Annotated in this window: 20 protein-coding genes and 1 pseudogene; 1 reads left to right on the top strand and 20 read right to left on the bottom strand. The window is 45.0% G+C overall.

Translation table 11 applies throughout. The annotated features are described in order from the left end of the window. The first annotated feature begins 18 nt into the window (after positions 1–18). The gene (locus CWI83_RS06635) at positions 19–966 is read left to right on the top strand and encodes a threonine/serine dehydratase family protein (protein WP_126827352.1); all 948 of its coding nucleotides are present in this window, start codon (positions 19–21) and stop codon (positions 964–966) included. A 7-nt stretch (positions 967–973) separates the two neighbouring features. Here the strand turns inward: CWI83_RS06635 and CWI83_RS06640 are convergent, their stop codons facing one another. From CWI83_RS06640 to CWI83_RS10565, 20 genes and pseudogenes are all read right to left on the bottom strand, one after another. Continuing rightward, entirely contained in the window at positions 974–1390 is a 417-nt protein-coding gene (locus CWI83_RS06640; protein ID WP_126827354.1) for a VOC family protein, read from the bottom strand. A gap of 30 nt (positions 1391–1420) precedes the next feature. Further along, positions 1421–1630: a hypothetical protein gene (locus tag CWI83_RS06645; protein WP_126827356.1), complete on the bottom strand. Its 210-nt coding sequence runs from the start codon at positions 1628–1630 to the stop codon at positions 1421–1423. Between the two features lie 102 nt (positions 1631–1732). Further along, positions 1733–2896: a cystathionine gamma-synthase gene (locus CWI83_RS06650; RefSeq protein WP_126827358.1), complete on the bottom strand. Its 1164-nt coding sequence runs from the start codon at positions 2894–2896 to the stop codon at positions 1733–1735. A gap of 3 nt (positions 2897–2899) precedes the next feature. Next, a complete protein-coding gene (locus tag CWI83_RS06655; protein WP_126827360.1) occupies positions 2900–3871 on the bottom strand; it encodes a PLP-dependent cysteine synthase family protein in 972 nt (323 codons plus the stop codon). Positions 3872–4011: 140 nt separating this feature from the next. Further along, positions 4012–4392 carry an RHS repeat domain-containing protein gene (locus CWI83_RS06660; protein ID WP_241969888.1) on the bottom strand — a complete coding sequence of 127 codons (381 nt, stop codon included), beginning with the start codon at positions 4390–4392 and terminating at the stop codon, positions 4012–4014. Positions 4393–4424: 32 nt separating this feature from the next. Continuing rightward, positions 4425–5294, bottom strand: a complete 870-nt coding sequence (locus CWI83_RS06665) for a hypothetical protein (protein ID WP_126827364.1) — start codon at positions 5292–5294, stop codon at positions 4425–4427. Continuing rightward, positions 5284–6636 (bottom strand): RHS repeat domain-containing protein, encoded by a 1353-nt coding sequence (locus CWI83_RS06670; protein ID WP_126827366.1) that lies wholly within the window; start codon positions 6634–6636, stop codon positions 5284–5286. Before CWI83_RS06670 ends, CWI83_RS06665 begins: the two co-directional genes overlap by 11 nt. Before the next feature lie 55 nt (positions 6637–6691). Then, on the bottom strand, positions 6692–7348 hold the full coding sequence (locus CWI83_RS06675; protein WP_126827368.1) for a hypothetical protein: 657 nt from the start codon (positions 7346–7348) through the stop codon (positions 6692–6694). Positions 7349–7359: 11 nt separating this feature from the next. Next, positions 7360–7779, bottom strand: a complete 420-nt coding sequence (locus tag CWI83_RS06680; protein ID WP_126827370.1) for a hypothetical protein — start codon at positions 7777–7779, stop codon at positions 7360–7362. 96 nt (positions 7780–7875) lie between these two features. Further along, positions 7876–8298: a hypothetical protein gene (locus CWI83_RS06685; RefSeq protein ID WP_126827372.1), complete on the bottom strand. Its 423-nt coding sequence runs from the start codon at positions 8296–8298 to the stop codon at positions 7876–7878. Further along, positions 8295–9140 carry a hypothetical protein gene (locus CWI83_RS06690; RefSeq protein ID WP_126827374.1) on the bottom strand — a complete coding sequence of 282 codons (846 nt, stop codon included), beginning with the start codon at positions 9138–9140 and terminating at the stop codon, positions 8295–8297. Before CWI83_RS06690 ends, CWI83_RS06685 begins: the two co-directional genes overlap by 4 nt. Before the next feature lie 92 nt (positions 9141–9232). Then, the gene (locus CWI83_RS06695) at positions 9233–9859 is read right to left on the bottom strand and encodes a hypothetical protein (protein ID WP_126827376.1); all 627 of its coding nucleotides are present in this window, start codon (positions 9857–9859) and stop codon (positions 9233–9235) included. After that, the gene (locus CWI83_RS06700) at positions 9837–11180 is read right to left on the bottom strand and encodes an RHS repeat-associated core domain-containing protein (protein WP_241969901.1); all 1344 of its coding nucleotides are present in this window, start codon (positions 11178–11180) and stop codon (positions 9837–9839) included. The genes CWI83_RS06695 and CWI83_RS06700 overlap by 23 nt, the downstream gene beginning before the upstream one ends. Positions 11181–11463: 283 nt before the next feature. Then, positions 11464–11910: a hypothetical protein gene (locus CWI83_RS06705; RefSeq protein WP_126827380.1), complete on the bottom strand. Its 447-nt coding sequence runs from the start codon at positions 11908–11910 to the stop codon at positions 11464–11466. Between the two features lie 5 nt (positions 11911–11915). Next, positions 11916–12176, bottom strand: coding sequence for a hypothetical protein (locus tag CWI83_RS06710; RefSeq protein WP_126827382.1), 261 nt, complete (start codon positions 12174–12176; stop codon positions 11916–11918). A gap of 174 nt (positions 12177–12350) precedes the next feature. After that, positions 12351–12656, bottom strand: a complete 306-nt coding sequence (locus tag CWI83_RS10660) for an RHS repeat-associated core domain-containing protein (RefSeq protein ID WP_338053323.1) — start codon at positions 12654–12656, stop codon at positions 12351–12353. A 37-nt stretch (positions 12657–12693) separates the two neighbouring features. Then, positions 12694–13281 carry a hypothetical protein gene (locus CWI83_RS06720; RefSeq protein ID WP_126827384.1) on the bottom strand — a complete coding sequence of 196 codons (588 nt, stop codon included), beginning with the start codon at positions 13279–13281 and terminating at the stop codon, positions 12694–12696. A gap of 105 nt (positions 13282–13386) precedes the next feature. Further along, positions 13387–13518: pseudogene (locus CWI83_RS06725) on the bottom strand (transposase); the annotation flags it as partial. Between the two features lie 94 nt (positions 13519–13612). After that, positions 13613–14206 (bottom strand): hypothetical protein, encoded by a 594-nt coding sequence (locus CWI83_RS06730; protein WP_157980374.1) that lies wholly within the window; start codon positions 14204–14206, stop codon positions 13613–13615. Between the two features lie 9 nt (positions 14207–14215). After that, on the bottom strand, positions 14216–14913 hold a 698-nt coding region (locus CWI83_RS10565), incomplete at its 5' end, for a DUF4329 domain-containing protein (protein ID WP_157980375.1).

Raw genomic sequence — 14913 nt, forward strand, 5'->3', positions numbered from 1 at the left:
TAATTTTACCAAGAACCGATGGCTAACACTGCACCTGATCGCACACTCGCTGAACATTTCGACCAGATTCAAGGCGCTCACGAGCGTATTGCGCCTTATATTGTCCACACCCCAGTCCATCAAAGCCAAGCGCTAAATGAACAACTAGGTGCGGAAGTCTATTTAAAATGTGAGCACTTACAAACTACAGGGGCATTTAAATATCGGGGTGCGACGCATGCGCTATTGCAGTTATCCGAGGCGCAGCGAGCGGCGGGAGTGTATACCGTTTCATCCGGTAACCATGGTGCAGCACTCGCAGCCATTGGGGCCAAGCTCGGTGTCTCAGTAAAAATTGGGGTCAGTCATAGCGCTAGCCCCGTAAAACTTGCGAATATGCAAAAATATCAGCCCCAGATTGAGATGATCGACCCCGGCATGGCGGCGCGCGAAGCCTTTGTTGCTGCCCAAGCGCAAGGCCATTTTGTTCCACCTTATAATCATCTCGATATTGTATACGGACAAGGCACCGCAGCACTTGAACTTTGCAGCGAAATCACGAATTTGGATATTCTCGTCGCCCCACTCGGTGGCGGTGGCTTACTCAGTGGGACCGCTTTAGTGGCAAAATCATTTGGCTTGCCCGTTATTGGTGTTGAGCCTGAGCTAGCAGCTGACGGTATTGCTTCACTAGAACAAGGGCACATCGTCCCTGCGTTTCCACCCACTAGCATTTGTGATGGTTTGCTCACTAGCCTTGGTTCAGTGACCTTCCCCTTGCTACAGCGCTACGTCGATGGGGTGGTGACGGTAACCGATGCCGAGGCCAGCACCGCACAAGCGCTACTCGAACAAACCACCACGATGCAAGTAGAGCCCTCGGCAAGCGTTACGCTGGCCGCAGTGAAACGCTATCCAGAGTTATTCAAAGGCTTGAATGTCGGCGTAATTTTAAGTGGGGGCAATATCGCGCGCCCAGCTTCGTAGCGGATAACTAGCGCGCGAAAAGTTGACCGATATCTTGGAACGCTTTGAATTCGAGCGCGTTGCCCGCAGGGTCATAGAAAAACATGGTGGCCTGTTCACCCGGTTGGCCTTTAAAGCGGATATGCGGCTCGATGACGAATTCGATACCAGCATTTTGCAAGCGCTCGGCCAGTTGTTGCCAGGCGTCCATGCTTAGTACCACGCCAAAATGTGGAACGGGGACATCATGCCCATCGACCGGATTGTGATGCGCCGCTTGCAAGCGCTCCGGTGCAACATGGGTTACCAATTGATGACCATAAAAATTCCAGTCAATCCATTGGGCTGCACTACGCCCTTCAGCGCAGCCGAGCAGCTCACCATAAAACTGCCGTGCAGCGTTTAAATCGTCTACCGGGATGGCAAGATGAAAAGGTTGCAGCATGACAAACTCCAAAAATGTCTGCTTGAGAGGTTAGTTTTTGGCGGTCACCGCAGGGCTCGGTTGACGCCATAGGCGCAACCCAACACACACTAGTAACAGCACCCAGTTTAACGGGGGCACCATTCCAGCAACTAAAAAGGTCAGCATATTCCACAATGGTTGACGCTGATGTTGGCCAACCAATATATAAAACAACAGCGCTGCTAATAACCCTTGAAATAGAAACAGGCTAAGCGGCATAGGATCATCCCATATTGTTCTGATTGTTATAGTGGGTAAAGAGTAACCGATATTATTTAGGATGTAAAAGCACCCCAAATAATATCGGTATTCTATTGATTTTTATGCATTTAATGCTTTATCAAGATCCGCTTTTAAGTCATCGAGGTCTTCGATTCCGACTGAAATTCGGACAAAATTATCCAAGATCCCGAGCTTTTCACGGTTTTCTTTTGGAATTGATGCATGCGTCATAATAGCCGGGTGTTCAATCAAGCTTTCAACCCCACCGAGGCTCTCGGCGAGGGCAAAAATTTCGACGGTTTCAAGGAAGCGTCGTGCTTTTTCTAAATCACCTTTGAGCAAAATTGAGATCATGCCACCAAAACCTGCCATCTGTCGTTTTGCCAAAGCATGCTGTGGATGGCTGGATAAACCCGGATAAATGACCTTTTCAACCTGCGGATGCTGTTCAAGCCATTGCGCTAATTCGAGTGCAGCTTGGTTATGATGGCGCATCCGCAGCGCGAGTGTCTTAACTCCGCGAAGGGCAAGATAACTATCGAACGGACCTGCCACGGCTCCAATCGAGTTTTGTAAAAACGCCATTTGCTCAACTAGATCAGCGCGATCGCCAACTACTGCAATACCACCAACCATATCCGAGTGGCCATTCAAGTACTTGGTGGCACTGTGCATTACGATATCTGCACCTAATTCGAGTGGGCGCTGATTGAACGGTGTTGCAAAGGTATTATCCACGACCACGATAATGTCATGGGCTTTCGCAATCGCAACAATCGCCTCGATATCGACCAACTTCAGCATTGGGTTGCTTGGAGTTTCGACCCAGATCATCTTGGTTGCCGGGGTAATTGCGGCGATCAGCGCATCGGTATCGGCAAGGTCGATATAGCTAAATTTAAGCCCCGCTGAGCGGCCCCGAACTTTATCGAATAAGCGGAAGGTGCCACCATACAGGTCATCCATTGCGATCACATGATCGCCACTGTTGAGAAGCTCCAAAATAGTCGATGTCGCGGCCATTCCTGAGGCAAATGCAAAGCCAGCTTGGCCCCCTTCTAAACTGGCCACCGCGCGCTCCCAAGCAAACCGCGTAGGGTTGTGTGAGCGCGAATATTCAAAGCCCTTATGCACGCCTGGACTTTCTTGAATATAGGTCGAACTGGTCACTATGGGTGGCATGACCGCGCCAGTGGTCGGCTCAGGGGCTTGCCCGCCATGAATTGCTCGGGTTGCAAATTTTAAGTCTTTACGATCGCTCATGACTTACTCCTCTAACAGGCCGCGCTCGGCCATCCACTCATCATTGTACAGCTTCGATAAATAGCGGTTACCCGTATCACAAGCCAAGGTCACTACAGTTTTAGGTTCGGTTTGCTCGCGGCAATAACGCAAGGCAGCGGCAATTAATGTACCGCTCGAAGAGCCAACCATTACGCCCTCTTTCACCAGTACTTCACGGGCCGTTTTAAAAGCCTCGGCATCACTTATTGCATAGGCTTTGTTGGCCAGCGTGATATCACAAATATCAGGGATAAAATCTTCGCCGATACCTTCAACCAGCCAACTGCCTGGTTCAACGGTTTCGTTACGATTTACAAGGGGCTCAAGAATTGAACCATCGGGGTCAGCCAGCACTAAATCAACTTTAGGATTTTGCTCGCGTAAGTAGCGGCCAATTCCAGTTAGGGTGCCGCCTGAACCGACACCACAAACGAAGGCATCGAGTTTACCCTCAGTTTGCTGCCAAATTTCTGGGCCAGTGCCTTGATAATGCGCAGCAACGTTCGCCTCGTTGGCAAATTGATTTACATAGAAATAGCCATTTTCAGCTGCCATGCGGGCGGCCATATCTTGATAATATTCTGGATGGCCTTTTTGCACGTCCGAACGGGTTCGGACAACTTCTGCGCCCATAGCTTTGAGATTATTCACTTTCTCGGCAGACATTTTATCGGGCATCACAATTTTCAGTGGATAACCTTTGCTCGCCGCAACCAAAGCAAGGCCCAACCCGGTGTTACCCGCAGTTGCCTCGATAATCGTCATCCCTGGTTTAAGCTTACCCTCACGTTCAGCGGTTTCGATCATGCTGACCGCAATACGGTCTTTTATCGAACCGCCCGGATTCATCAGCTCCATCTTCAGATACAGCGTACAAGGGCCAGTATCGAGGTGAGAAACTTTGACCATCGGGGTATGCCCGATCATTTCGAGCACATTATTGAAGACTTTCATGAGCTATCCATTTTTGCGGCAATTTAAAGATGGCGGACATTATCGCCTAAGGTGCGCAAAGATGCCAACGAGGCTTACTACCAATCATAAAAATTTGACCTACCCTCCGCAGAAACTGAAATTTCATCGATAAGATGGTGTTATTTCAGGGGAAAGGTCACCCCGCCTTGATCCAAATAGCGATTCCCGTCCTTATCTTCGAGGACTACATCGCCGACTTCAGGCGTGACTGTTTCCTCACAACTGCCACCTTCTTCAGCACACTCAGCTACATACCCACTCGGGTCCGTCCCCGCCAGCGGGTTGTTCATGATATACGAATAAGGGTTCAAGCTTTGGCTATTGTCAGGGGCTTGGATAAACGGGTCAACGCTTAAAAAACGGCCCAAATTGTAATCGTACACCCGCCCGTTCATATGAATCAGCTGCGCATCATCTAAATGCTCGTGGTCGGTAAAGCCGCGCTCCGTCACCGGTGTGCCACCGATTAAATTAGTGAGCTTGGGCGGGCTGGTGCTCACCAAGCTGCCCCGTCTTTGTAGTTCAAAACCTATCAAAAAAACAATTCAAAATTGATTGTTTGAGAATTCCCACCAAAAGCACTCGTCACAATCGAGTAACTGACTTCACAATGGGACAAACCTGAAAACTGTTCTTCGCCGGGTGGTACAATGATTGGAATAATGCTGACCGTACGTCCCATAAACTTCTCATCAGCTCTCGTGACCTCACTTAATGGCCAAGTGAATTCACTGACATCTCCACTCTCATCTGCGATACAACGAAACATTGCTGGTCCTTCAATAGACGCAGGATTTTTCGTGAATTCAAAAAGATCATAAAAATAGGTTAAGGCGATAAACGCATTATCGGCAAATGTTCTTGTCTTCGTCATTGTTTTAACAGGAGGGTTAACGCTTGGTCTAAGGGAATATAGATAATCCCGAACTGTTCGGTTCGTTTCATCTGCATTCTGAAATAGTGGAAAATTATGTGCTGGTGTCTCTAGCTCGTAAGATGTCTCTGAATAACTACCTGTAACCTTAAAAAAAATCTGATCAGCACAACTTGAATCCATTAATTCATGAGGCGTTTCTATAAGCCAAAGTCGGTGAAAACTCCGATTCCCAATATATGATTGGAACCCATTCCCAGCGTCACTTAAAAAATAGTTATCTTCATTTTCTTTTTGTAGAAGTTTAAAGTTATCTTCGCAATATAAAGCGACGTCTTCAGCATTAAAAAACTCGAAGTTTAACCCACCGATCGCAACTTTTTCAGATAGAACTGTAAACTCGGCATGAACAATTAGTGCTTCACCTGCTTTTATTTTATTAACATGCAGCATTGATTGCGCTGTAACCTGCCCAGCTAGCAATATAAGCGTAAGATATAAGACGTATTTTGCTAAGTTACTCTTCATTTAACTTCTTCTCCCAAGATTCTGCCATTGTTCTATAGAATTGCTGCGTTAAATCTGTCTGAGCGTGACCAATAGGTTTGCCATAGATACGATGAATATTATCTGCCTGCCAGTTATACGCATTAACCTCTGACTGAGCCCGACTGATACCTCCGATAGCAAAGTCGCGAATATGTATCAATTCATGACCAATCTGTAAGCCCTTGTAGCGACCACTTTTTAAATCGCTGAGTGCTCTGTCGCCCACTCTAATCGTATTGGGCTCATTGCCATTAACCTCCATATACCCATCATCTCCAGTAACAGGGTCTGGCGTCGAATCTAATTTGGGATCGTGTACTATTTTTACCGGGGCAGTGAAGTCATGTCCAACGGAATCAAACTGCCCTTCCTCTGAAAGGGTGTTAAGTTGCTCTACTATTTCTTCAAGGTCTTCATCATCAGTATAAAATTCAGGTCGTTGATTGTTTGACTCTGAAGCCTCACTCTGCGCAAGTGTTTCCTCAGTATTTTGCTGGACTTTCGGGGGAGTGCTCGTAGTGTCTGTTTGACCATTATCAACGGCCACATTGGCAGCTTCGCTACCGGTAACAAGTTGTCCTGCGAGCAACGCCGAGCAGACTCCTACATTTTCAATACAATCAACGGACTCTTGAACAATTAAATACCCACTCGGATCCGTCCCCGCCAGCGGGTTATTCATGATATACGAATACGGATTCAAGCTTTGGCTATTGCCGGGGGCTTGGATAAACGGGTCAACGCTTAAAAAACGGCCCAGATTATAATCGTACACCCGCCCATTCATATGAATCAGCTGCGCATCATCTAAATGCTCGTGGTCGGTAAAGCCGCGCTCCGTCACCGGTGTGCCACCGATTAAATCACTGAGCGTGGCCGGGCTGCTGCTCACCAAGCTGCCCTGCCGCGGTTTCCCAAATGGGTCATAACTGCGATGCTCGATGACGGTGTTGCTGTCATCCACCACACTGACCACCGAGCCTAACCGGTCACGTAAGGTATAATGCAGCGTCGGTGGCGCATCTTCAACCCCCAATAGCGTTGAATAGGTAAGGATAGCCGTCTCACCAATATAAAGCTTATAGGTCGCTGCATCCCCTTGGCGTATCACCTCCATCAACTTATCAATATAATGGGTGGTGCGCACCCCCGCTAAACTCGAATGCACTTGTTTATAGCGGCGTAAATCGGGACCGTAGGCAAAGCTTTGTGTGGCTGTGGCACTTTGAATTAAAATCGGCTTGTTATACGCATTGTAGGTAAGCGTATTGCCGCCTCCTTGCAATAAGTTCCCGTTCGCATCGTAACTGTAAAAGGCCACACTGCTGTCCGGTTTAACAATGCTTTGTACTGCATTGGGCCCTGTTGACTGAACATTAATCTTGGGCGAGGAAGCCTTTCTGGTTAACTAAAAATAAATTTATAATTTCTCCAGCCTTCTCAGGGTCTGAGCCGGCGGTATACATTGAAATCCGCATGATTCCATGCTCGTTGCTATATAATAGCTGAGCATGTTGATAACTCTTATGGTCAGGACAGTAAGCATCTATTTCCACACCAGGTGCTATCTCGTACCCCATTATGATGTCTCCATGTACAACGTTTTCGCTGCGATATTGACATCCCCGCCATTCCCAGTACTCCTGAGTAGACATAAAATCAGTATTCGGTAGATATATCTTGAGCTTATCCTCGATGATTAAGCACCTTCCCATCAGCCCATCACACTCAACAACATGCCCATAATAAAACCCATAATCGGGCGGCATTTCAGGCCAATATTTCAGATTCAAATGGAAGTCACTGTCGTTGACTTGCTCACCTTTTATAGTGAAGCCCAAATCATTGACCCCAAAATCATACAACTCTTGGCCCTCAACGTTGTTTCGGTGAAAGCTCTGGAACCCTTTAATATTATATTCAACCAAGTTATCGATGTTTGAGCTCACTACCTTTATTGGCGCATAGATGATCGTTTCACTACTTCTTGTTGGTGCGGCAACAACCACTAACAGAATAGAAATAATCAACATGATAAATCGTCTCATTGAGAGTCTCCGAATAACTGAAAGTAAACGATACTAGCTCTTTGCTCAGCTCGTAGTTTACTTCGTAGTTCACTGGCTACTTCACCTTCTCGTAAGGCACGGCTATTAACTTCCGTCACATGCGCCAATTCATGAGATATCACCATACTAAGTGCGGTCAGTCCTCCCTTTTGACTCGGGCCGAACGCTGCATAAGCTTCTTTTTGCGCCTGACTGGCGCGTGTCAGGTCAAAACCTTCACCTCCTGGTAACAAATCTAACATCCGCTTTCCATTAAAGCCCATGTTTTCGCCTTGCTGATATTTTGCTTTCGCAAAGGTTGATTCATTAAAATCCCATTGGGTATCGCCTGAAATATCGCTGTACCATACTGCATTCACATGATCTGCGTTGAGTTGACCGGCCTCAGTTTGCACGTTGAAGTCGCCCTCTTCCGCTACAACGCCATTATCTCCCTCGGCTTCATCGCCCGCCGTAAATGAAAGTGATTTCTTCGGAACGTATTCTCAGGATTATTCTCGAATATTATAAGCGATACAGTTTTTGTTAATTAAATGATAGTCAGGACTAAAGTCAAAGCCAGATATTCTTAAAACTTCAAAATAACCCATAAATGGCCAATGCGTTTGACTTTCTTCAAGCCCTCTAAACTTTCCAACTAATGCTACATGACAGTGATTGATATCATTAAAGTATTCTTGGTCTTTGTCATTAATTATTAATTGAAGCCTATTCTTTCCCCGACTGTAGCAGGAGTCCATATCTGAACAAAAATAAAACAATCCTTCATCTTTCAACAAGTAGCCTTTCATAGCAATTTCCTTTTGGTTATCTACGTCAGGTAATTGATAAAAGCTAATCATATCATATCCATATCGAGCATCGGCTAGTACGAGAAATGGACAAAAAATTAAAATGACGGATAAGTATTTCACCTGCAATCTCCAATTAAACAACTTGTAGCTTGACGAAAAGTTTCAATTGTAATCGGCAATTGAGTCGCTCGTATTGCAGGAGCATCATAGAGACTCAAATTTGCTCTCCCGTTTATTCCGACAGAACTAACGTAATCACGATAAACACTAGTGTGGCTATCTCGATAAATTCCCCATGATGAATAAAAGCTTCCAGAGGTGTGTGTATGCCAATGAGCCATATTTTTGATTGAGCTATCCAAAAATTCCATTTTTCCAAGCTTGATAACGGATGTACTCAAACTAACATAATTTGAATGGTAGGATGTTACGATGACACCGATTCGAAACCCTGTCCGTTCCCCATAAACTTTTGCAATGATGGCGCCAACTTCAGCGCCATATTTGTCTTGTAAATCGCCAGCATTTTCATTCAACCAAGTAACAGCTTCAAGTTCTGTCCCAAATGGAGTCAATTGTTCTCTGGCAGTATTAACCGTATCCAATGCACTATCGAGCGCTCGTCTATCAGACTCGATAAAATAATTAGCATCACCGGATCCAGCTCTTTCATTCGGATTAGAACTAACAGGCCCCGCATGCTCCGCAGGCGCGCCAATAGCTGAAATTGTCATCATTCCCGTGCTGACATTGACAGAGCCTGTCACGCCATTTTTTGTTGCAGAGACTTTTTCAATGCGGCTGACGGTATCCCCGCCTTGATCCAAGTAGCGATTCCCGTCTTTATCTTCGAGGATTCTATCGCCGACTTCAGGCGTGACTGTTTCCTCACAACTGCCACCTTCTTCAGCACACTCAGCTACATACCCACTCGGCTCCGTCCCCGCCAGCGGGTTATTCATGATATACGAATACGGATTCAAGCTTTGGCTATTGCCGGGGGCTTGGATAAACGGGTCAACGTAGAGCTCGGTTTAACGCTAAAATGAGCCCGTTAATGACTTTCTACACTTTTTATTTCATATCCATCGTTAACCTTAATCCAATTAACCTTTATCAAACGCTCTGTGGAACTATGTTCACTACGAAAGCCGAAGGGGGTTACATTTATGCGAGTTAATATAGAATAAATTTCCTCTGAACTTATTGAGTGACCTAATTCTTTTTCTATTCTCATACTCAGTGCATCGGACTCAATATGTCGCTGGATTATACTGTTGAGTTTGATGAATTCCTCAAGTTCTATTATTTCTTCAGTAATTACAACTCGCTCTCCATCAGGGTCATTCAGCGAACACTCTGCGCTCATTTTAACACCGGTCGTTAGTGTTCTTGAATGACTCCAAACTGAACCATTTTCCCTCACACCTGCATAAAGTTCCGCAATATTATAAAAGCACCAATCGTCTTCCCTCTGCCGCAAACTAACGAGTGTTCCTTCAAGATGTTCGGTAAGGCCATTATCAGAGTATATAAGTCGATTCAAAGCCGTAGTCGTGCTTAAACGAACATAGTCGATTTTGGTTAAACTAGAATACTCAGAGTCTGTTTCTTCCCCGCAGACGGGCTGTACTAGCAGACCGAAAATAAGAAAAATACTAAAATAGTGATTTATACGCATCGTAAATTCTTTCCTTGTCAGAATGACTTACAGCTCTCTCGTTGGAATAAGACATCACACTATTGGATTTATTAGGTTGATGGTGGAGACCTAAATAGTGACCAATTTCGTGTTCCAATGTTTTAACACCAGAAATATAATTATGTGTCAGATAAATCTGATCTCCTCGCCCGACGCCCACTACGAAGGCTCGAGCTTTTTCTGGAAGCTGCTGCCCATTAAGACTTTTTCTGCAGAGATAACCACAGATGTCTATCACTAAATCAGCATTATGAATCTCGCTTATACGCACAAGCTTTAATTTAAGATACTTATTACCAGCAATATGTCCGGAATAGGCAGATGAAATATCCAATAACGCCTTGTCTAGATATTCATCGTCTAGCCCAGAAAATTCACTGTTATATACGTTAATGGTTATCGTTAATTCACCATTTTTTAATTGCAGTTTATTGCTTTTGGGAGTCAGATCTTGTCGCATTGAGACATCGTCGCTAATTGTTTCTGGATCTGGCTCTCCAGTTCCATCACCAGCCTCACTACCACTATATAAATTTAATTTCACCGCCCCCTGTGCTGCATGGCTTTGACTGCCGATATCTTGTTTATTTTGTAGCTCAAGGGTAAACACAACACCATTACTCACCTTTCCGGTGATCGTTGCATTGACGCCATTATTACCGCTGGTGGTTAATGTCTCACCATCTTCGCTAAGTGTCGCCGTGCCTAAGCTATTGCCATCACTATCGACAATATCAGCAGTACCTCCAGCCTCTAAACCGCACTCTCCAACAGTTTGCTCTGCGCTGCAGGATAAATACCCACTCGGATCCGTCCCCGCCAGCGGGTTATTCATGATATACGAATACGGGTTCAAGCTTTGGCTATTGCCGGGGGCTTGGATAAACGGGTCAACGCTTAAAAAACGCCCCAAATTATAATCGTACACCCGCCCGTTCATGTGAATCAGCTGCGCATCATCTAAATGCTCGTGGTCGGTAAAGCCGCGCTGCGTCACCGGTGTGCCACCGATTAAATCACTGAGCGTGGCCGGGCTGCTGCTCACCAAGCTGCCCTGCCGCGGTTTCCCAAATGGGTCATAACTGCGATGCTCGATGACGGTGTTGCTGTCATCCACCACACTGACCACCGAGCCTAACCGGTCACGTAAGGTATAATGCAGCGTTGGTGGCGCATCTTCAACCCCCAATAGCGTTGAATAGGTAAGGATAGCCGTCTCACCAATATAAAGCTTATAGGTCGCAGAATCCCCTTGGCGTATTACCTCCAGCAGCTTATCAATATAATGGGTGGTGCGCACCCCCGCCAAACTCGAATGCACCTGCTTATAGCGGCCTAAGTTCGGGCCGTAAGCGAAGCTTTGTGTGGCTGTGGCGCTTTGAATTAAAACCGGCTTGTTATACGCATTGCATGAGCATCAATAAGCACAAGGCCATGGCCAGTGAGTACATTGCTGAGCAAGAGGCACAACAGGAAGCCAGTAAACAGGCTGAGCAGTCCAACGATAACGAGTTGGTAGCCTAGCTTTCGATACAACAAAGCCCACGAGTGTGGGCTTTAGATAACAAATACTAAAGTAATATTCAATCTTCCTGATACGGTAAAGAGTCATGGTTCATGATAGTAATACGCTCTATCTTTTCTGACCCAATTTTGTATTGAAAATGAATTGCAAAGTCATCAAGTACAAACAGATCCCAAGCACCTGAGCGACCCAGTATAGGATGATCAACGGGGCCACTTGACATAGTTGGAGCACCAAAACCATTTATGACTTCACTTTTCTCCGAAGTCAAAGGCGCATCTTCAAATTCCTCTTTGAACCCACCATATTCACTAGAATTAATGAATATTACACAGATTTTTAGGTCTTCATTGCATCGCACTTCAAGACCATTTTCGATAAAAGCATAGTGATAAAGTAACTCTTCACCTTCGTCATCTAATGATTTCTCCAAATTCCAATCTGAAAATGGTTTTTTTTCTAATAGTGAATCGATGCTCTTCCCGATAAAACTCGATAGCTTCATGGCTTTTACTGCCTCTCCTTCATTGCATCATCAAATATTTGCTTATCTCTTTTAGCTGCACCTGCAAGATCCTTAGAGTCTGCATCACTACGTGCAGCTGTATTCCTTCCACCATAAGTAGGACTAGTATTCTGGTGCACTTCTTTAGGAGAGGTAACAGCAGGTGTATTGTTCTTCAAAGTGTTCTTTTCCGCTGTAGTCAACGCCCTTCCTAAATCTCTTTCCGCAGCTTTTTCTTGTGCTTTGTAGGATGGCTGGTGATCCATATCCAAAGGCTCTGTTTCACCATGTTGTTTCTTTTGTGCCTTTAAATCCCCGTAACTTCCTGTATCTCCGGCTTTAACAGGCCCTCCTTTGCTTATTGATTGCTGACCACCAATATCTGTTGTCGATTCAGGCTTTGAACCACTTGCGGACTGACTAGATTCCGCACCATTGCTTTACTGCCTTCCTCTTCGACCATTTCCTTTCTTTCCGTCCATTGCGGCAAAAGACGCGCCTCTAGACTGTGCCGGGTCATAGCCCGTGGGATCTACACCTGCCAGCGGATTATTCATTATATATGAATACGGGTTAATACCCTGACTACCACCTTCGTTATGAATAAATGAGTCTACGCTGAGGAATCTCCCCAAGTTATAATCGTACACCCGCCCGTTCATATGAATCAGCTGCGCATCATCTAGGTGCTCATGGTCGGTAAAGCTGCGCTGGGTTATCGGCGTACCACCGATTAAATCACTCAGCGTGGCCGGTTAGTGCTCACAAAACTCTTGAAGAAATTCAGTTCGACTTAACTTCGTTACTCGCCCACAATCCCGTGTTTCCTGCTAACATAAAAGTCATCATAGGTTTACTCGATGCGACGCTAAAATATACTAACCCGAGCTCTTCATTTACATAAAAGGTAACGTTCATATCCCTATTTTTAGAGTTGATACCGACTATTTCTGTGAGCTCCATTTGCTTACCGAGCAACATCATTGAACGAGTTTCCATTGCCTTAAAATGGTAATCATGCCATGACCAATAACTTACCAAATCAAATGCAAAATCTTTTGGCAACATAAACTTGAATTCATCGTATAAAGTTAAACAAATATCTTTATAACCATCACAATTTTCAATTTCACCATGTTGATATGGGGTGACCTTTTGTTCTATCGAAAACAAAACCTTATGATCCGAAATAATTAACCCCGTACTTTCAGTTTCAAGCTCAATATCTACCGAATGTTGTCTAGTAAACGGCCAATCCTTTTGTTCGGCTTGATATCTCGACAATTCAGTGTATGCGATTTCTTCAGCAATAGAATTTGTACTGTGTCCTAATAGGACTAGTGAAGCAATGAAAGTGATGAAACTCCGCATCTTAATTCCCTCTGAAATTTCTAAAGTAAAACATATCAGCGTCTTTCTCCATCCGAGGTCCCGTCTTGTCTGAGTTCTGGGCCGTAAGATGGCCTAACTCTGACCTCTCACCCAAGCATAAAGGCTATGCGTTGTGACATCCAACCGCTTGGCAACGTCAGATATTGAATGGCCGCGTTCAACAACCTGTTTGATCGCTTCAATTTTAAATTCTTCGGGGTAGCGTTTACCGCTCATAATCACCTCTCTTTTCAGTTAGTTTATCTAACTAAGAGGTGTCTAGGAAATCAGTGGCGATTCAGGGATCCTGAGTACAAAAAGCTGTTACAGTTTAATTATTACACTTATTTTCAATGTGCTGCTTTAAGTTAAGGTATTCTGCCCAAACTTCAGCATCTATAGGTAGGTTGTTTTCCTCTGACTGCATTCCAGCCCACAAAACGTAAAATCGATGAAGGTCTCTTTCAAAAATCCCCATGCATTGAAACTGTCTAGCTAAATTCGAGTTTGAATCTAACTCCCAAATACTTATTAGGTATTGGTCAAGGTCATATAGCCGCTGCTCTATGCCATCATCCTGAGAATACCCATCTAAAGCTTCCTGTTTCTCTTTAAGTCCATAGTATTTTGAAAATCTACGCATGAACTCTGAAGGAAGCATTTTGCTTAATTCCAAAGCAGCTTCGTGCAGTCCACTTGGCTTCCAGTATTCATCCCCAATTACTCTTGGTGTCACTGTAAGTTTTGAAAACTCTCCTGAGGTGTTGCTGTCTTTGCTCCTCACTACGGAGTTGTCGCCAGCAATAGTGATTCTTGGTGGTGCTTCAGGTAACAGTTCGGACGTTCTTTTATAGTGCTCGGCCATTACGCATCCCGCTGAAATCAATATGAAAGAAACAAATGTTATCTTTATTAAACTTGACATATTTCCCCCTTAATTTGAGGAGCCGTATGAGGTCATGCATGGTGAGCCTCCGGGGCATATGGATTTTCCTTTGGCTCCCCACCTTGTTCTAGTCCTTTTGGCGATAGACTTATTAATGAATCTGACATCACCTATAGGGGTTCGGACATAATATCCGGGTGTTGAGCCACTTAAAACAGCTTGTGCATCGGTCTTGCTAAATCCCTCTTGATTCCCTCGTCCACCGGGATGAGTGTGTAAAGTATCCATGGTTATCCATCCACTCGGTTTTCTAATAGCTGCACTCATCTCAAATGTTGCAGGGACTTCAACAGCGTTAGTGAAATAGTAATTTCCGTTGTCAGCCTTAATTAGAAATCCAATAAGCTCAGAGTCTTTATCTGTACTCTGGTAAGCATCTTCATTTTGTTTATAAAATGCTAAAGCTGCATCATGTGGGTCTTCCCAGCCATCTTCATGGCCTTTAATTTTGTCAATTCTGAAGTCGGCTTTAACTTTCTTTGACCCTTTACCGCCCACCTTGGAGCCAGAAATATCTGAGTTGTCTTGATTGGTACCACTCGCCTGCTCCGCAGGTGCGCCAATAGCAGATATGGTCATCATTCCCGTGCTGTTATTGACTGAGGCTGTCACACCATTTTTACTGGCCGAGACTTTTTCAATTCGGGTGACCGTATCGCCACCTTGGTCGAGGTAGCGGTTGCCTT

Source organism: Pseudidiomarina taiwanensis, from assembly GCF_003987435.1.
Taxonomy (GTDB): Bacteria; Pseudomonadota; Gammaproteobacteria; order Enterobacterales; family Alteromonadaceae; genus Pseudidiomarina; species Pseudidiomarina taiwanensis.